The 20844-nt window shown below is 45.1% G+C and carries 10 protein-coding genes and 1 pseudogene; 2 read left to right on the forward strand and 9 right to left on the reverse strand.

The genetic code is table 11. From position 1 onward, the window contains the following. Positions 1–1767, forward strand: coding sequence for an ABC transporter ATP-binding protein (locus R3O62_RS18895; protein WP_269110022.1), 1767 nt, complete (start codon positions 1–3; stop codon positions 1765–1767). Positions 1768–2359: 592 nt separating this feature from the next. On the opposite strand, the gene R3O62_RS18900 is transcribed toward R3O62_RS18895, so the two are convergent. Next, complete coding sequence (locus R3O62_RS18900; RefSeq protein ID WP_317472793.1) at positions 2360–5323, reverse strand: AAA family ATPase; 2964 nt, start codon at positions 5321–5323, stop codon at positions 2360–2362. Between the two features lie 147 nt (positions 5324–5470). Next, a complete protein-coding gene (locus R3O62_RS18905) occupies positions 5471–6703 on the reverse strand; it encodes an exonuclease SbcCD subunit D (RefSeq protein ID WP_234212361.1) in 1233 nt (410 codons plus the stop codon). 88 nt (positions 6704–6791) lie between these two features. Between R3O62_RS18905 and R3O62_RS18910 the strand changes: the two genes are divergently transcribed. Continuing rightward, the gene (locus tag R3O62_RS18910; RefSeq protein ID WP_005780232.1) at positions 6792–7550 is read left to right on the forward strand and encodes a lysophospholipid acyltransferase family protein; all 759 of its coding nucleotides are present in this window, start codon (positions 6792–6794) and stop codon (positions 7548–7550) included. Positions 7551–7783: 233 nt separating this feature from the next. On the opposite strand, the gene R3O62_RS18915 is transcribed toward R3O62_RS18910, so the two are convergent. The 7 genes and pseudogenes from R3O62_RS18915 to R3O62_RS18945 form a co-directional block, all read right to left on the reverse strand. Next, complete coding sequence (locus R3O62_RS18915; protein ID WP_005823413.1) at positions 7784–10987, reverse strand: efflux RND transporter permease subunit; 3204 nt, start codon at positions 10985–10987, stop codon at positions 7784–7786. Positions 10988–11007: 20 nt separating this feature from the next. After that, positions 11008–12501, reverse strand: a complete 1494-nt coding sequence (locus R3O62_RS18920; RefSeq protein ID WP_005780236.1) for a TolC family protein — start codon at positions 12499–12501, stop codon at positions 11008–11010. A gap of 2 nt (positions 12502–12503) precedes the next feature. Beyond that, positions 12504–15581, reverse strand: coding sequence for an efflux RND transporter permease subunit (locus tag R3O62_RS18925; RefSeq protein ID WP_005780238.1), 3078 nt, complete (start codon positions 15579–15581; stop codon positions 12504–12506). Positions 15582–15607: 26 nt separating this feature from the next. After that, entirely contained in the window at positions 15608–16678 is a 1071-nt protein-coding gene (locus tag R3O62_RS18930) for an efflux RND transporter periplasmic adaptor subunit (RefSeq protein ID WP_005780239.1), read from the reverse strand. A 409-nt stretch (positions 16679–17087) separates the two neighbouring features. Continuing rightward, positions 17088–18780 (reverse strand): annotated as a pseudogene (locus R3O62_RS18935) (O-antigen ligase family protein). Further along, complete coding sequence (lepB, locus tag R3O62_RS18940) at positions 18777–19667, reverse strand: signal peptidase I (protein ID WP_032535770.1); 891 nt, start codon at positions 19665–19667, stop codon at positions 18777–18779. The pseudogene R3O62_RS18935 and the gene lepB overlap by 4 nt, the downstream one beginning before the upstream one ends. 31 nt (positions 19668–19698) lie before the next feature. Then, positions 19699–20727, reverse strand: coding sequence for a BF3164 family lipoprotein (locus tag R3O62_RS18945; RefSeq protein WP_234212359.1), 1029 nt, complete (start codon positions 20725–20727; stop codon positions 19699–19701). Between the last annotated feature and the right edge of the window lie 117 nt (positions 20728–20844).

The following is a 20844-nucleotide window of genomic DNA, read 5'->3' on the forward strand; positions in this document are numbered from 1 at the left end:
ATGGCACACGGAGATCATCTGAAATACAGCGGAAAGCCTAAGGCGGGAAAGAAAACTTTCCTCCGCCTGGTATCATACGTGGCCTGCGACCGACGGTTGCTGATCGTAATCGGTGTACTGATCGTTGTGAGCATCGCAGCCAATCTCACCGGATCGTACATGCTCCGACCGATTATCAATAACTACATCCTGCCGGGAGACTTCCACGGATTGGTACGCATCCTGCTGATACTGGTAGGCATTTACCTGACAGGGGTAGCGGCTACTTACATCGAATATATTCTGCTGAATAAGATCGGGCAACGCACCGTAACCCGGATGCGCGAAGAACTGTTCGGAAAGATGGAACGCTTGCCTGTCAAATACTTCGATACCCATCAGCACGGAGATGTCATGAGCCGGTACACCAATGATATAGACCGTATCAGCGACGCACTGACCGACAGCCTGTCCGACATGTTGTCGAGCGCACTGACAGTTGCGGGCATTTTCTGTCTGATGCTCTTCATCAGTCCGATACTGACAGCGGTAACACTGATTACCGTCCCCCTGATGTTCCTCAGCGCCAAAGGAATCGTAAAACGAAGCCGGAAATACTTCAAAGCACAACAGGAGTCATTGGGGATGATGAACGGCTATGTGGAAGAAATGATCAGCGGACAGAAAGTGGTGAAGGTCTTCGGACACGAACAAAAAGTGGAAACGGACTTCGGGATACTGAACCAAAGCCTAAAGGAGAAATCGCTAAAGGCACAATTCTACTCGGGGCTGATGATGCCGGTCATGCAAAACCTGAATACGCTGAACTATGTGATCATCACCATCGTGGGAGCCTTACTGGCCATCTTCCGCGGGTTCGACGTGGGCGGACTGGCGGCTTTCCTGCAATATTCTCGGCAATTCGGACGCCCCATCAATGAACTGGCGAGCCTCTACAACAGCATACAGGCAGCCATTGCCGGAGCCGAACGCATCTTCGAGATCATAGACGAAGCACCGGAGCAGAAGGATGCGCCGGATGCCATCACACTCGAAAAAACAAAAGGAGATGTAGCCTTGAAGAATGTATATTTCGGCTACCGTCCGGAAAAAACCATCCTGAAAGGAGTATCCCTGCATGCGGCTGCCGGAAAGAAGATAGCTTTGGTGGGCGCTACCGGAGCAGGAAAGACAACCATACTGAACCTGCTGCCGCGCTTCTTTGACATTCAGTCCGGAGAGATCACCATCGATAATCATCCCATCGACCGTATCAGGCGTGACAGCCTTCGCCGATCGATGGCCATCGTACTGCAGGATACACATCTTTTCACGGGTACGGTACGGGAGAACATCCGTTTCGGCCGCCTCAACGCGACCGATGAAGAGGTAGTGGCGGCTGCACGGCTGACAGCGGCCCATTCATTCATCAAACGTTTGCCACAGGGCTACGACACGCTACTCGAAAATGACGGGGCAAACCTGAGTCAAGGACAACGGCAGCTACTGAACATCGCCCGCGCAGCAGTGGCCGATCCGGCCATCCTGCTGCTGGACGAGGCAACAAGCAACATCGATACACGCAGTGAAATACTGATTCAAAAAGGACTGGACCAATTGATGCAAGGACGCACCAGCCTGATTATTGCTCACCGCCTGTCTACCATCCGCAATGCTGATACGATTCTGGTGCTGGAACACGGGGAGATTATCGAGCAAGGCAACCATCAGGAGTTACTCGCACTGAAAGGAAAATACTACTCGCTGAACGAAGAGCAGTTCAAGTAAAGTATCCGCCACAAAGGAGGATACGGAGGAGAACCGGGTTCGATATCCGGGAACAGGGGAAATATCATAAAGAAAGGAATCACGACAGATAGGAATACATTAAGAAAGGAAATAAGCTGTTTTACAAACAGACTCTCTTTAAAAAAACGGCAAACCAGAGGAAGAAAAGCCGGAAAGCCGGTCTTACGGAGGTGAAGAGCCGGGATTTTCGGCAAAAGCAGTAAGCATTTCCCGGAAAAGAAGTAAGCATTCGGTCCGAAAGAAGTAAGCATTTTCGGAATATGCTTACTTCTTTTTCAAATATCTCCTATTGTTTTTGTTCATTACATCTGTTGTTAGCATTTTTTTAGCTTATCGGACCTGTTTTTTCTCCAGTTGTGAGTCCTTACAAGAGTTTACCCGAACAATAAAAAGACACGGTTCTTCCTTTCTTACGTACATTACGGAAGAGATTGCGGAGCCTCACTTACATTCTACCGGCAAACACGAAAATTCTCTTTCCATCCGGTAATCAGAAAAGCTAAAATAAGGCGTTTTTTCCGTTCAGCCCGCCGTCCGCCCTGAAAAAACGCAGCCAAACGATTTCCGATTATCAATTTGTCAAAGTGATAGCACTCTTCCCATTCGCCGCACGATGGAGTTGTACCTGTACGGCAATGCGCTCACTCATCTCCTGCACATGCGAGATAACTCCAATCTTCCGTCCTTGCATCTGCAACTGCTCGAGAGCTTCCATCACAGTGCGTAAACTATCGGCATCGAGCGAACCGAATCCTTCGTCGATGAAAAGTGACTCCACTCTCAGGTTATTGCTCGAAAGAGACGACAGCCCGAGGGCCAGCGCCAGGGAGATAAGAAAAGATTCTCCGCCGGAAAGAGAGTAGACGGTACGCACCTCGTCACACATATCGCAGTCGATCACTTGCAGGGCGAGTGTTCCCGGCACCTGCTGCAAACGGTAACGTTTCGAAAGATAAGACAGATGTTTGTTGGCATGCATCAGTAACAGATTCAACGTATAGCTTTGCGCAATCACCTTAAATTTTGTCCCGTCCGCACTGCCAATCAGTTTATTGAGTTTTCCCCATCGGTTGGCCGTCTCCTGTTTTTCGGTCAGTTCCTGTTCCAGCTGCCTCAGCTTCTTCTGGTTTTGCTCCTGTTGCAAAAGACGTGCCTCTACGGTGGACAGACGACGTTCCGTCTCCTGATTGGTTGCTTGCTGGCGGGCGATCGTCTCCGGCAGATGTTCCGGATCGGCTATCTGTTCTTTCTGAAGCATCAGTTCGTCGATGGAACTGTTCAGTTGCCTGATCTCTCCCTGTATGCCGGAAATACGCGACTGGACTTCTTCTCCCTCCTTGCGCACCTGTTCCAGGGAGTCGTTTAATTGTTTCTCTTTTTTCCGAATGGCGGCTTCCGCATCCTCGACAGATTTGCCTTTCAACAGAGGAGCCCGTTCCTGACGGAGAGTTATCAACCGCTCACTGACCACCCGGAACTGTTCCCGAGCAGTCATCTCCGCCGTTTTCAGTAACGTAAATTGCTCTTTAGCAGCCAGAACTTGCTGCATCAACAGATGGCAGCGGGCTACACCTTCACGCAAAGCCTCACAAGCCGAGCGAAGTGTCCTGATCCGCTCCTCGTGCTGTTGCCATTCCTTATGGAGTTGCTGGTATTGGCGCATTTTCTCTGCGAGCAGATTTAGCTTCCCTTGTACGGTATGCAGTTGTTTCTCAAAATAGTCCGGATTTTGCTCCTCTTCCGATGAAGGACGTTTCTGCTCAACCTCCTGGAGCAACGCCTGCAACTGTACGGTTATCTGTCCGGACAGTTCCGTCTGATGGAGCAAATCCTGTTTCAAGGCGATATTCCGGTTATTTAGTTGCTGATACTCACCAGATGCGGTTTGATACTCCAATTCGATGTTGTGATACAGGGTATGGACTACCTGCTCCTCGTTTCTATAAGGATGATCAGTGCTCCCACACACCGGACACGGTTCATTCTCACGCAAATTCTGCCGCAATGTCCGAACGTCCTTTCCCATCGCGATACGGGCATTCTCAAAAAGGCGTTGCAGCACTTTCAGTTCAGTCTCCTTCTCCGCCAACCGGGTGGTCAGAGCGGCCATTTCTTTCCGCATCTGTTCTTGTTTGTGCACCACCTCTTCCTGCTGTACTTTCAGACGTTCGGCTTCTGTCCTCGCCTTTCCCCATTCCAACATTTGCTGGCGGGCATTCTGCAAACGGGTTTGTTCCTGCATCCATCGGGCTTGCTCGTCGGTCACCGCTTCAACCCCAAAAGCGTTCAGACGGTTCACACGCTCTTCGTTCTCTTTCTGAAGAATGGCAAGGTGGTCTTCCTGCTCTTTCAGCCTGTTCCGGACAGATTCAAGAAACAGCCCCGTCTCTTCCGTAACCGGCAGATCGATCTCTCCCGTCAGGTTCTTCAACGCATGGCAGGAAGTATGCAGAGTTCCCTGCACAGATTGCAATTTATCGGCTTGTGCAGTCGCTGCCTTTTCAGCACCTTGCAGTATCTCCTCCGCCTGCTTAGATTGGCTGACCAGTGATTGGATCTGAACATCCAGTTCACGTGCCCGGCTAAGATCGGGTTGCACGGCTTCGCACTGTTCCCTGAAGTGAATAAGATAGTCGGACTGGCGTGTGTGTTCTTCCCGGAGCTTCTTACTTTTTTCTTCATCCAGCCGCATGTCCTGCACTTTCTTATCACGCTGCTCCTGTTGCAACTTCAAAGTATGCAGCACCGATAGTTGCGCATTCAATTCTACCAAGGCTTTACTTCCCTGTTCACGAAGGTTGGTCAGACTCTCTTTTTCGGTCCGTAGAAGACTGATTTCCTCTTCGGAAAGCAGTTCGATCAGGGCGGCATTGCTTTTCAACAGATTCAGTTCTGCATCAGCTGTTTTGCTACGCAGATAGATTTCACTGGAAATGCGGGAGTATATCTCCGTTCCGGTCAGCTTCTCGAGCAACTCGGCTTTGGCAGACTCACGGGATTTCAAGAAAGTAGCAAAGTCATTCTGGGCAAGCAGCACCGTACGGGTAAACTGTTCGTAAGTCAAACCAACCAAAGTCACCAATTGTGCCAACAACTCTTTCCTTGTTCCCTGCAGTTCCTGATTGGCAGTCAGATCGGTCACTTGTATCGTCTGCGACCGCAGAGAACCGTTAGCCCGGCTTCCTGTCCGGCGTACCGACCAACGAGAACGATAACAGTGTCCGGACGCTCCTAAAAAATCAACCTCGGCAAATCCCTCTCCCGTCCCTCTCCGAAGGATATTCTTCACATCGGCCTGATTCACCCGACTTTCACCGATATCTGACATATAAAGACTCTCGACCGAAGCAGAAAAGCGAGGTATCTTATCATACAGTGCCAGACAGAGTGCATCCAGTATTGTCGATTTTCCGGCTCCCGTAGGACCGGATATCGCAAAAATCCCGGCAGAACGTAAAGGCTCGGCTTGGAAATCAATTTCAAAGGTTCCTTCTATGGAAGCCAGGTTCTTTAATCGTATGGTTAGTATCTTCATGGTTATTCGGTTTGCTTTCACCACAGATTACACGGATTAACACAGATCAATAGATGATCTCGTTGATAGTAAAGATTAAAAGATCTGTGTGAATCCTAATGGTGATCTGTGTAATCTCTGGTAATCTGTGGTGAATTCCTATTTGATTCATTCTAAATTGATGGTCCGGCAAGCCTCCTGGAACAAATTTACCAGTTCTTCCGGCATCTCCGCCTGGTAACTGTTCTCAAAGGTTGCTTTCACAATCTGTAAGGGATTCATCTCCTGCAATCCGGCGGTCAGGACTTCTTCTTCCACGCTCCCCTCTGCCGCCTGCCTGTAAGAAGAAACAATACGGGCCAGCCGGACTGGCTTGCCTTCCAGTATTTCTTCTATTTGCTGCCGCAACATCGGCTCCGGTTCGCTTAGTTTCACCTTGACTTCCAGATAGGGCTTCGGTCCATTCTCCGGAAGTTCCAGTCTGCACAATTCATCCAGTACCTCGTCCGGAGCCGCTGGCTCTTTGGCGGGTATACTCAGCAAACGTACCAAAGGTGTATATTCAAGTTTCTCTATTTCGACTGCCCAACCTTCATCCAGAATCACTTTTACCACTCCGTGGTGATAATGCTTCTCAGCAAACGACATAGGTAAGGGACTGCCGGCATAACGGATATTCTCCCTTCCCGATACGCGCTGAGCCTTATGGATATGCCCTAAAGCCGTATAAACAATTTGTTCGGAAAAAGACTCGGGCGATACACTCTCCAAACCACCGATGATGATGCGCTCACTATGATCTTTTTCGGCAATCTCCGAACCGGTTGCCAGCAAATGTCCGACGGCCACCAATGCCTGCCCGTCCGTCCGCTTCTTCAAAGCATATTCCACCAAACGGGCATACAGTTCCTTTACTCCTTCCGCATACGGATTGCCTTCAGTCTCCACCACCGGATAATCTCCCTGCCGCAAGAAAGGTACTGCCAGGCAAAGAGCTTCTACCCTCCCCGATTCATTCTTCAGTTCTACCAGTAAATGACTGTAATCTATCTCTCCGTCCTGCTTACGGACAATCCCCTTAATCTCTGTCCTCATCTCCTGCAACAACGGCAGAGGTGACTCCAACCGGGCAGCCGAATCATGGTTTCCGGCTACAATGACCAACTGCAATCCCGGGTTCTCGGTTGTCACCCGGTGAATGAAACGATAGAACATTCGCTGCGAGGCGGCAGACGGATTGGAAACATCGAAAACGTCTCCGGCAACAATCAGTACATCAATTTTGTTCTTAGTCAGGACACCGGCCAGCCAGTCCAGAAAGTGTTCATGTTCCTGTGTCCGGTCATATCCGAAAAAGGTTTGTCCCAAATGCCAATCGGCTGTATGTAGTATACGTATCATGCTATTGAAATTTGAAACAAAGTTAGCAATTATTCAGGACAGCAATATTATTTTGTTTATTTTTGCACAAGCTAAAACCAAAATCATTATGAAGATACTATACTATATTTATCAAATCTGCATTGCATTGCCCATTTTGTTAGTATTGACTATCCTCACGGCGATTGTCACCATCATTGGTTCATTATTGGGAGGTGCCCACATCTGGGGATATTATCCGGGGAAAATCTGGTCACAGTTGATCTGCCTTTTCCTGTTGATTCCGGTAAAAGTGCGTGGACGCGAAAAGCTACATGGAAGAACCTCTTACATCTTCGTACCCAATCATCAAGGCTCGTTCGACATCTTCCTCATTTACGGCTTTTTAGGACGTAACTTTAAATGGATGATGAAGAAAAGTCTACGTAAAATACCTTTTGTAGGAAAAGCATGCGAAAGTGCCGGACATATTTTCGTAGACCGGTCGGGTCCGAAGAAGGTACTTGAAACCATTCGCCAGGCCAAAGACTCTCTGAAGGACGGTGTGTCATTAGTGGTCTTCCCGGAAGGGGCACGGTCTTTCACTGGCCATATGGGATATTTTAAGAAAGGAGCTTTTCAACTGGCGGACGACCTCCAACTTGCCGTAGTTCCTGTGACCATAGACGGATCTTTTGAAATCCTGCCACGAACCGGCAAATGGATTCACCGCCACCGCATGATTCTGACCATACATGACCCTATCCCCCCGAAAGGTCAGGGAGCGGATAACATTAAAGCTACCATGGCAGAAGCCTATACTGCTGTAGAAAGTGCACTCCCCGATAAATTCAAAGGGATGGTGAAGAATGAAGATCAAGACTTATAAACGGTTTTGAACGATGAACAGGATTCACCACAGAGAGCACAGAGTAACACAAAGTTTTTTTATTGATAAGCAGGGATATTCAGTAAATGTCCCTGCTTAAAGACACAAAAAAGGCAACTAACCCGCAATGAATCAGTTGCCTTTAATTTTCTTATTTTAGGAATATCCCCAATCAATAACTTCATTTCTTCTCTGTGTTACTCTGTGCCCTCTGTGGTGGAAAGAGTATTTGTTCATCGTTTCCCCACTCTCTTCTTCAGCACAAATACCGGAAGGAAGAAGAAGATTCCGATGATTGACATGACTAACCCACCGATGGTTCCTGCGGCCAATGGAAACCAGAACGCTTCCTTATCTGTACCTACCATGAAAGGAATAAAGCCAAGGATCGTAGAGACAACTGTCAGGAAGATAGGAATGATCTTCGCATTCCAAGCCTTGGTATAGGCCCTCAAGGCCGACATTCGGGGAGAACGTCTACGAATGGCGTTATACTCGTTAAGAATATAGATACTGGCGTTCACCGTAATACCACACAATAAAACAAACGAAGCAAAACCTCCCTGGTCAAAGTTCAGCTTAAACCAATAGAACGTCAGGAATACACCGATATATGACACCGGAATAATAAATATGATAGCCAAAGGCTGTTTCAATGAATTAAACAAGATACTTGTCGTGAAAAAGATAATGGCAATCACTACCAGCAAAAGCAGATATTGCTTATTATCTTTCTTTCCCCATCCCCAGCTATCCCGCTCCGATTGAGCCGTATACCCCATCGGGAGTTCTTTGTTAAACTCCTCCAGGTCACGTTTCAGAATTTTATTTCCTTGTTCCCCCGAACCGATATATTCGTATTGCAGGCACAACCTGTATTGCTGATTCTCTTTGGCAACCTGTTGCGGCATTTGTCCCTTTTCCATAGTAGCCAGTTCAGACAGTTTATACTGTTTGTCATCCGTTCCGTACGGAAAATATTGCATGGCCCAAATGTCATACTCCTGAGACTGTTTGGAGGAAAGCTTTATTTTTTCCGAACCATTATCCGCCACTACCGATCCGATCTCCATATTCTTACCATAAATAGGGCGGATCGTAGAGAACAGAATATTGGCATTGATGTTCTCCTGTGCCATACGTTCTCGGTTGAGGTCAAAGTAGAACTCTTGATAATCGTCTTTCCAATAAGAGAAATAAGAGTTTATTATAACTTCCTTGATCCGTCGGTGAGTCAGCAATTTGGCTTTCAACTTCTCAGCCCATTCATACAATTCATCGTAATTGTATCCATACATCTTCACCTGGAAAGAACCGGCTCCCTCACGCACATCATTACTGAACCCCTGATCCTGCAAACCGTATACCCCCCAGCTGCCTCCACCCAATTGCAAGGCTTTGCTGATAATATTTGCTTTCAGTGTATAGGGGAAACCGCTATTCTGATGCTCTTTGGTAAAATAGACATTAATATTACCACGACGGGCACTGTACACCGAAGTCTGGAACTGTTTGATTTCCTTAAACTGACTCAGATAAATCTCCATCTTTTTAATCAGTTCATTCATCTGCTCCAACGTACTGCCGTTCGGAAGATTGGCATGAACATACAATACCACTTCTTCGTTCCGGGTGAAATAACTGCCTTCGTATACCTTCTGGATAAACAGGCGCAAACTGCCTCCCAGTGCTTTGTCCACAACCGGTTTCACTTTTTCTTTGTAAGTAGATGATCCTAAGGTCTTGTTATACCACTCCACGGCACGCCCTTCACCTTCCATCTTTTCCGGCAGCATAAATACCGGAAGTCCGAACAACAGTACCAACAAGATGCAGACAACCACACGCCAACGGCATAATTTACGTATCATCCAGCCATAGAAACGGGTAAAGTAAACTGTTATTCTCCGCGGAAGAGAAGCACGAAGAAGGAAGAAACGGGATTTGGTCTGACGGCGCTTTCTCTTTCTTAACCCGATCTTTTCGATCAGAGCCGGTACGAAGAAAAGAGCTACGAACAGAGATACAGCCAGATTGATAATCACTACGGCTGCAAAATCTTGCAGATTCAACCGTATCTTCTCGTCAAGGAAGAAAATGATGACCAAAGCTCCCATTGTAGTCAGGGTCGCAGCCAGAATGGACATAAAGGCTTTCAGGTTACGCCGGTGCAGGATATGGTCGGTCATCACAATCGTATTGTCTATCACCAGATTGAGCGAAACCGTAATACCGGCGAGCGAGTAGAGCTGCATTTCCAGTCCGAAAAGGTAATAGAAAATCACCGCCACGGCTATATTGATACTCAGACTGACCACGATCAAAAACAAATAGCGTGGATTCAACGTGATAAGCAGCACAAAAAACAGCAGAATCAGGACCGTAAGCCCGGTACGCAAATAAATCTTATTCAGCTCTTCGTGAATAAATTCCGTAGCATCGTAGCTTGTGTGGATCTCATATCCGGCAGGCAACACTTTCTGTATCGCCTCCATCTCTTCTTTAACCTGTGTACTCAGTTGCAACTGGTTGGCAGTTTCCTCGGCTGTAATCGACAAATAAATGGAGTTAAGTCCGTTGATACGATAATAGCTCTGAGGAGCTTCCTCCATGTGGCTCACCGTTACAAGCTCGTTCAGACTGATCAATTTTCCTTCTGTACTTTTCACCCGGATACGGGAAGCATCGAATCCTTCCTCTTTATATTCGGGCATCAGGGCCAGCCGGATCCACTCTTTACCACCTGAAGCCGACTCGATATTATAAGTACCCAGAAACTCTTTTTGATAATAGCGGGCAACAGCCTGCTGAATATCGCTCAAAGAAATACCCAATCGTCTCAGTTGTTCGCTATCATACTCCAACACCCACTCCATGGGTGTGGCTCCGCTCAAGTCTATCTTATAGATACCCTGAATCTGTGCCAGCCTCGTCTTGATATGTTCATCGGCATATTGCTGAATCAAGATGGGAGTAGAAGGAGCATTAAGTGTAAACGACATAAAAGGACGTGAGGCATTATCGTCCGGACGCTTCATCCTGATATAGGGATAGCTCACTCCGTCGGGAAGCTGAGGCCAGGTCTGCCGGATAATGGTTGATGCCTCAAAACGTACCGCATCTATATCCGCATACTTGTCCAATTCAATGGTGATGCTCCCCGAACCGTTATCGGAGGTAGAATAGATGTTCTTTATACCTTTAATACGTGCCAACATGGCCTCCAGTTTACTGGTTGCCTCTATCTCCACTACCCTCGACGAAGTGCCGGGCATACTGAACTGTACCGTAAAACCCGGTAAAGTTCTTGAAGGATTCAGTTTTACGGGGAGCAGGGGAATCAAGGCCAAACCAATCAACGCCACGCATATAAAGGCGACAATCAGCGTGAAAGAAGAGGCTTTCGTCTGCGCTTTTATTTTAGAAGGATTATCCATCGTTTCAATGTTAGGTAGCACTATCTCACCAATTGTCCCCCCGCATAGTCAAACTTTTCAGTCAGCGGGATTCCGGTAGCAAAGTCATGCAACGTCAGTTTACGTATCTTATAATAGTTCAGCCAATAGTTCTGTAAAGCGGAAATATAGTTCTGCTGTGCTTCCTGCTGACGGTTCAGGGACAGAGTCAGACTGTTGATGTCCGCTTTCCCGATGATAAACCGCTGGCGGGTTTCGTTATAAGCCAGAATGGAAAGATCAAGTGCTTCTTCGGCACTGGTTATCAGGTTTTGCTGGATATTGAAATCGTTTACAGTCATAATCACTTCTTCATCCAGACTGATTTCATCCTGACGGGCAGAAGTCTTCACCACATTCAGGTTATTGCGGGCCATGTTATACTTACCCTTTCTTACCCCCCAGTCCACCAATGGAATGCTGACACTGACCGACACCAAATCCTGCTGCATGGGTTTATGGTACACATCCCCAAAGTTATCAGCTACCTGGTTGAAACCGATACTGGCGTTCACACTCGCATTAAAACGTGATTCTTTTTTGGTTTTATCCACATTGCGTTCGGCTTCAAGTACATTCTGCTTCAATCCCAGTAGCTGAGGATTGTTTTCATGTGCCATCTGCAAAGCCTTATCCACAGGTATCACCAATTCCTGCGGACGTACGGGCAAATCGATATCAATAACCGTATTCTTATCCAAATTCAGGAAAGAAACCAAAGAAAACATAGCACGTTTCAAGGCACTCGCTTTATTTTGCAATGTATTGCGTGCATTTACCACGTCCAGTTTCAATGTCAACAGGTCCGCCTTCGAAATGGCTGCTATCTTCTGACGCTGTACTCCAATGCTGTATAACGTATCCGACGACACCATATTCTCTTTGGCCAGATTATATTCAGCCTGCGCCATTGCCAGGTTAAAGAAATAGGTAGTAGCCTGCACGGATACAGCCTCCACATTATATACAAACTCCTTCTTTACTTTCTCGTATTTAAGGGGTTCTATTTTTCTTTCCCACTTGAACGAATTATATCCTACCAGACTTTGTGAATATCCCAGTCGGATGGGCACACTGGTAAACTGTGTCGACTTACTTCCGCCAAAACTGCGCATATATCCCAATTGAGATTGCAGATAGAAAGTACCACCCGTCAAGTCGAAATTCTGCTGGATAGCCAGATTACCGGAAGCATAAAACGACTGTTGACTACGATAAACATCCAAGTCATTTTCCGAATCGTATCGCTTGGTAATATCCCGGTTATATTCGGCGGGAGTCATATTCAAAGTAAGGCTCGGCAGACGGTTGGCCTTGTAAGTCCGGTACTCCCAGTAACCGGAAAGATACATATTCTGTGTGCGGAATGCTTCCAGTGAACTATCATTGGCCAATTGTATCGTTTTCTGCAAATCAAGTTTTATATGATCCTGAGACTTCGCTACAGAAACTCCAAGCAGCAAAGTTGCCATTACTATATAATATCTTTTCTTCATATCTATCGTTTTACTTTATTTCTATAAATAAACCAGTACAGTAAAGGGATGATAAACAAACTCACCAGTGTACCGATCGTCATGGTACCAATCATGGCAATGGAAAGCGGCTTCTGAAGCTCGGATCCAAGGTCGTACGAGAACAGCAACGGGACCATTGCGAAGATGGTGGTCAATGATGTCATAATGATCGGACGTAACCTTCTGCGCCCGGCTTCGTGAATGGCTTCCAGCAAAGGTACCCCTTCTTTACGCAATTCATTAATAGCATCCAACTTCAGGATAGAGTCATTGATCACGATACCGCAAGTCACAATCAACCCGATGGCCGACATCAAATTCAATGTATGTCCGCATATCCAGAGCAGTACCAATGCAAACGCCACGTCAATCGGTATTTCCATCAACACCAGCAAGGGTTGCATAAAGCTCTCGAACTGGGCTGCCAAAATAAAATACATCAGCAACAATGAAATGAACAGAATCACGACCAACTCGTCCAGCATCTTCTGATTGGAAAAGAAACTACCGGAAAAGCCGATGTCCCAATCTCCTGTTTCATTAGTCACTTCTTTCACCTCAGTCATTAGTTGTTCGGCATCCTCCACTCCATAGAATTTATAAGGAATATACTCTCCGTTTCTTCCGGCCGTGATGCTCTTTAAATCTTCGGCGGGAGTTACCTTTATCAACTCACGCAAGGGGATGAAGTTCACCTCTCCCGTCTTACTATCCGGCTGGGTCTGAATCAATGTTTCCTGCAAAACCTGATTGACCGTTTTTTCGTCTCCTGCAATGCTGATAGGCAGATATTGTTGATAAGAATGCAACATAGCTACACTGTTCTCTTTGAAAGCAGTTCTCAGCACCCGGTACAGTTCATTATAAGAGATTTGATACAACAATAACTTTTCCTGGTTAATGCTAAGATTCAACTGATTTTCGAAAGCAATACCCGTCGGAGGTATTCCCGTTTTTTGCCTGAACGTCTGTTCCAGTCCGCGTAAGGTACCAGGTTCGGGTGCCTTGTCTTTATTACGGGCATACAACTCGGCCACAATATCAGCCTCCCCTGTCACAAACAGTTTTTCAAAAACAGTCTCCGGTGGAGAAAACGAAATTACCGCCAAGGGATAGCGCTCTTTCAGCCTTTTATAAATCTCTGACTGCAACGGAGCAATCTCCTTCGAAGTTTCTGTCTTAAAATACAGTTCTGCCTCTGATGACGACAACTCCTGCTCACGATTTAAGATGTAATCCTGCAGCCCGATGGAGGCCGTCTGCTCTACAGATTGCCCCTGCAACTCACGGAACAACTCGTCTACACGACGCTGATTTTCGTCCACATGGATGTTCTCGTTCCATTCGATACGGGTGATCAATTCATTTTCATCGATGTCCGGCATTCTCTCCTTATCAATAAAGAAGAAAAAGAAAATACATAGCGGGAAAGAAATAACGCAGAACAGTACACTCAGCGTTTTATGGCTAAATACCCAATCGACTCCTTTATCATAGAAACGATCCAAGGTATGTTCTTTCAACGGATTGTTAATCTTCAGCCTCAGCCACTTCGGCCCTCCTTTTATTCCGGTACGATAGACCAACATATACAAAACAGGAAGCAACATGATACCTGTAAAATATGAAACCATCAGTCCTACCGTTACGGCAAAGGCCTGATCGTAAAAAATAGCACCTGCGATACCGCTCATAAATACCAAAGGCACAAATACGGCAATTGTCGTAAAAGAAGAACTAAGCATAGGAGTTACCACCTCGCTTGTTCCTGCCACACAGGCTCTCCTCAACGAATAGCCCTTTTCCCGGTATTGTGATATATTTTCAGTTACAATAATCGAACTGTCGATCATCATACCCAATGCAAGGATCAATCCGGACAGGGAGATGATGTTGAGAGACATCTTACACAAGTAGAAAAACAAGAAACTGATGACGATGGATACCACCATACTCAGTCCAATAATAAAAGGAGATTTGATATCGCCCAGGAACAGTACGGCAACAATACAAATAAAGAAGAAACCAAGTGAAAGATTCTGCTGGAGATTGGATATCGTATAATCCAGCAGTTCAGTTTGATTTCGGCTCACACTAAACTCGATATCCGGATAGATCTTTTTGAAATAGTCCATCGTTTCCGACAGTGCCTCCTTCATTTTATCCATGTTTTCGTCAGCTTGCTTAATGATGGCAAGAGTCACCGCTCTCTTTCCGTTCGAAACGGATACTCCTTTTTCTTTAACCGGCACCACCGCTATGCGACAGAATTCTTTCAACTGTATGATACGGTCTCCCTTCCGGATATAAATGTTCTCCACATCTTCCGAGGTACGAAGTAAAGTAGAAAATTTAATGTTGTATTCATAGTATCCATCCCGCACAGTCATACTCCCCGGCTCCACATTGTTTTGTGCCAAAGCCGTTTCAATATCTTCAATAGACAATTCGAGCATAGCCAGTTTGTCCATATCAGGCACAATCTGCAACTGTCTTTCCAATAATCCGGTAACGTCTACCATTGCCACTTCGGGCAATTGTTCGATACGGCGCTTGATGACCGATTCGGAAAACTCACATAAATTCAGAAATGCCCTTTGATCTGTCTCTTCATAAGCACTGTCCGTCTTCAGGGTCAGGTTCAGATAGAACACCGGAATATCGGTTGCACTTGCCTTAATCACCTTCGGACGGTCTGTATCTTTTGGCAGATAATTCATAGCCGCATCAATTTTTTCATTGACCTCTATGAACGCCAAATCCGTATTGGTACCAAAATCAAAATTAAGCCGGATAATACCTGCACCATCACGTGTTTCGCTGGACATGTCTTTCAAAGCAGCCACTTGAATCAATTGCTGGCGGATAGGCTTCACTACTGTGTTTTCCAATTCACGTGCCGAAGTATTCTTCGCTGCTACCTGTACGGTAATCTCTGGGATAGAGATATCCGGCAGCAACGATACCGGCAACGTGAAATACGTCACCAACCCCACTATGAAGCAAGCCGTAAAAGCCATCAATACGGCAATGGGACGTTGTATCAGGAATTTAATCATAATTGTTTTGTGTTAGTGATTCATCCTTATTCAATGATAGTGACCGGAGCTTCGTGTGCCAGATTGATGTTTCCGGTTACAATTACAGTATCTCCTTCTGTCAGTCCATCGGCAACACTATAGCTGTCAGCATTTTCCAGAGCGGTATGAATATAGTTCCACTGAGCCATCTTTCCATCTTTCAAAGTAAACACAACCTGTTTGCCCGACCGAAGCACCACTGCACTTTTAGGAATCACCAACTGCTCTCCCAACGAACGGTGCACACTGACACGCACATTCATTCCGCTAAACAGTCTGCCTGCCCCGTTCACCCGGGCTTTCACCTTCACCATTCCTTTATCGTCCACCAATGGATTGATTTCCGATATATTTCCTTCATGTACTGTCGCCGCATCAGAATAAGGTTTAATCACCACCTTATCTCCATTCTTTATTAAAGGCAACTCACTTTCCAGCACGGTAAAGTCTACTTCCATTCCCTGCATATCGATCACCGTACAGAATATTTCCGAAGTATTCGCCAGATTATAAGGCTTCGAAAACAAGTTAGCAACTACCCCGGCAAAAGGTGCTATCAATGTAGCATGCTCTGCATTGTATTTTGCCATTTCATATTGCGATTTACTTTGGTCATAACCACTCTTCACCTTCGCCAATTTCATGGTTTCTTCAGGTACCTGACTGATATCATCTGCCGGATAACCTTGACTGATAAGCACATCACGCAACTCGAGCTCGGATTTTTTCAAAGCATCTTCTGCCTGTGACAACAGATTGTCAAGTTTGAACTTATCCAACTCTGCCAACTTTTGTCCCTTCTGCACCCGGTCTCCGTTCTTCACCCAAATATGAGCTATCACCTCACCACTTTCAAATCTCAGATCAGCCATTCCCTTGGCAGATACTTTTCCATTACTCACCAGTTCATGGTTGAATACCTGCTTCTTCAAGGTCATAACGGACACTTCATTTTTCGTGTCGGGCAACACAGTTTCCACTCCTTTTTCAGAAGCACTTTCTTTCTTCTCACCGGAACAAGCTGTCAGCATTGCCAATGCCAGGCAAAGCGTATAGAAGGGATATTGGTTTTTCATAATGTTATTAAACTTTTCTCTATTAATTTATGGTTGCAAATATAGTTGGTTATTTTCTAACACACAAAATAAATGGCGGACTAAATTCTGCTGGCACACTGCCATTAAAATACTGATAATTTGCCATTTACGATTTTTACGTTACAAACAGAGGTGGACAAAAAACATTTCACCCCGGTTAATCCGTAAAAAATCAGATAATCCTATCACATTTCATCCTCTATTCTCACTATTATGCTCATTCCTCTTCACGGTAGAAACCTGCTTATCTGATATCCTATTTCCGGAGAACAAATATAGCCGGCACTGAAACCAAAGCCGGAATGACCTCAATCGAGACCCTAAATATAATTGCTAATATTTAAAATGCCAAAAGAAAAAGCAGACTTTTTTTTGCATTTAAAACATATTAATCATTTACCTTTCTGCTTTTTACGATTTTTTTCGTTACTTACATTTACAAGTAACTTCCTAACTTCTTCTCTCATCTCTCTTACGGCAGTCGACTGCACTTTAGGTTCTTTAGTCAAGACCAATTCCGCCATTTTCTGTAATTTATCCCGTTGTAAATACTCAGGAACAGCATACAGTTTTGCCAGCAAGTAATATGGATAAATCCGGCCCGGCAATAAATGAGTGGAACGTAATAACCATTTTTCGGCTTCAGCATATTCTCCCTTTTCCTGAAAATTCTTACCAATAATATTTAGTATCATCGGATCGCAACTTCGGGTAGAAGCCTCTTTTAATAATAAAATTGAAGCATCCGCCTCCTTTAATTTATGCAAACAATGCCCGTACTCAAATAAAAAGGCCCCTCTTTTCTTCAACTTCGGATATAAACGCTCATAGCCTTCTTTGGCACTTTGATAAGCTCCTGCCTGATATAACATGCGACAATTAGCCCAGTCTTTACACTCTTTATATACGTCCGCCTGCTGCCAATAGTATCCGGAAATCCCCAATACACAGGCAAAGACCAGTTGCCAGGCAAGAAAACGATCTGCGACACAAGCCATCAATAAAACCACGAAAGAGATAACAAAGGCGGGCAACTGCATCGGATAAGAAGAAAAAGCAAACACCAGCAACGAGATTATTCCACCACATGCGCCTAAACGCTTCAAGCCGACACCTCGCCACAGGCAAAAACCAACAAAAGCCAGGAAACAGAACAAAACCGGAATTCCCCGTTCGACTGCAATCTGCAAATATTCATTAAAAGCATACTCCGGACTTCCTGCCACCAGTTCTTCACGTAGAGAATAATCTCCTTTTGCAAAATAAGTTTCCTGAGCTGTCCCGTATGCAAGTGCAAAACTCCCTTGACCATAGCCTGTAAATGGTTTTTCCATAACAGCCTGCGTACTGATTTTCCACATGAACAATCGTCCACTGGCTGAATCTTTTTTCAGATAAAACAGACAAACTCCCCCCACCAGCACGACTATGCACAGAGCCGAAGCAATTGCTATCATCTTTGCTTTTTTACGCATCCATATCCTCTTCAGATGTACCGGCCAGGACTTATGTACACCATATACCCAAATACCGGAAACAATCGTAGCCAACCATGCCGAACGGCTCATACCTGCCGGAAGCACACAAAGTATAAGAAACAATACTGCCAATGCCCCATAATATCCGGTCCACTCGATCCAGTTTTTATTTATCCTTTTTCGCAATTTTAGCCATTGATCCAGACAAAGCGGAAAGACCATGGCCAGATAACCGGAATAAGGCCCCGGATTAAAAAAAGACCCGGTCAGGGAGTATAGAGAATGATGGGAAGAAGTAAAACCATAAAGTTGTCTTAATCCATAAACAGCCTCGGAAGCAGCCAACGCTATAAGACTCCAGACAACTACCTGATAAAAATCCCTCCCCATATCATACCTCTTTTTATAATAGACAAAAGCCAACAATAAAAGTCCTGTAGCAGTCCCCATAGCGGCCTTTGCCAGATAAGCCCATTGTCCGGACAGTTCACCTGCCGGAAGCATCGGATCATTTACCCATACCACAGACAGCAATGTGCACACTATCGCTAAAAGTCCCCCACGGAGTATAATATGTATATAATCTACCCTCATCTCCGTCATTTTATTTTTTTAAATACCCTATCCCAACGAATTTTTTCACGCAAAGGATCATCCGAACGCCATATCGTAAATGCTCTTCCCACAATATATGATTCGGGCAGCATGCCCCAGTAGCGGGAATCTTTTGAGTTTTCCATATTATCCCCCGATACGAAATAATAATTCTCCATAAACTTATATTCTCTTATCACACTATCGCCCAGACAAACTGAATTCCCCTTTTGTTGCAATCTCTTTTTCTGCTCCCAATGAATCAATCTTCCATAAAGTAAACGGGACAACGTATCAATCTTCACTACCTGCCCCTTTGCCGGCACCGGAAGAGGACCGAACTCCTGAATGGTCCATCCCAAACGCCCGTCCCACGGAAAAGCATCTATCACAATCCCTCGCGAATCCTCTCTTCTGACCCGAGAAATCCGATGTTGAGCCTTCACATTCCCCAAACTGTCTTTTATCCCCTTGATATGATAATATCCCCTGCGTATTTCCAACGTATCTCCCGGAAGAGCAATGCACCGCTTCACATAATACTTCATTATATCGAATCCGATACTATCACTCCCATCCTGATAAGGGAAATTAAATACAAGCACATCGTTCCTTTTAAACGAGCCAAAGCCCGGCAGACGATAGATAGGAACGTCCTCACCCCGTAACGATGCAAAGATATTGAACAGTCGTGCCCCTCCGGTCCATTTATCCACTAATATCTTATCTCCCGAAAGTAAGGCCGGTTCCATCGAGTTTGAAGGGATCTTGAAAGAAGTCAGGCAAAATACCTGTAATACCATCCAGGCTACAAAAGCCACACAAGAATAGAAACAGATATTCACAATCCAGTTTCCGATTCGTTTCACCAGTTTCACCCAAACTTCTTTCTTCATATCTACATATATATTTTAATACGATCTCCCGTCAAGAATCGAAAGTAAAAGAGACCAAATAAAATTCCCGGGTTTTAGAAAAAGCAATCCCATAAAGTTTATTAGGTTCCCGGATCGAAGCACAAATTCTCAGAATGAGGCAATCAGTATTATATTTGATTAATTCCCGGCCGTCCCAATCAAAAACAGATAAGTTATTGAATAAATTGGGATTCTTGTCACCTATAAATACACTATAAACCTTTTCATCCGTGGCACATAACGCAGAGAAGCCCCAAACAGTCTCCCCTGTGCTTTGGATAGTTCCGGATAAATATTGCACAACCGGAGGATAAAATTTCCGGATTGCTTTTAATTCTATGCCTTTTGATAAATCAAATAATTCAAGGACTCCTCCATATAAAGTTCCCACAACCATTTTTTTACAATCCGGAGATACCGCAATTGCAGGCGATGACCAAACGGCACGTTCTTCCGGAGTATCTATAGGAAAATCACTGTAATCAGCCACCACTTCGGCATCTGCCAGCATCTGAAAACGTTTTTGCTGATCCGACTTTGTTCCCAACTGACCATCCACCAGAAATTTATCATCCCGAAGTCCCCACACCCGGCGTACTGTAGCTCCTAAATTATAAAAAGGCTGTTCTTCTATCAATGTTCCCCAATTATCATCCTCTTTATCAAACTGATAAGTCAATAACTTCATAGAAGATTCATCATACACCGAAATGTTCTTTTCACGTGCATCATAATAGCACATGTTTGCAGTAGTCACTTCACCCGGTCCCTGTCCCCTTCTTACAAAACTTCCAAGCAATTGGCCTGTGCTCTTATCATATACTTGCAACCATGTATTATCAACCAAAGCCAATATAAAGATATAGTCCTCACTAACAGCCATATCCAAAGGATAGCTGATCAGCAGTTCGTCCGACAAACGATGAGCATGTATGTTCTTTACTTCCGGAAACGTAGGAGGTGCATAAGCACTATGTTGTTTCTGACAAGAACACAAAATAGTTATTAAACAAACATACAATAACAACTTCTTCCACATATATTAGTCAAGGCTACATATTATGATATTTTTTCTATACTCGCAAAAATAATACATTTTAAATTATAAACACATCTTATTCGTAAAAACATTACCAAATGTTTTAGATCCTGTTTA

It is taken from the genome of Bacteroides hominis (genome assembly GCF_033042785.2).
Classification (GTDB): domain Bacteria; phylum Bacteroidota; class Bacteroidia; order Bacteroidales; family Bacteroidaceae; genus Bacteroides; species Bacteroides hominis.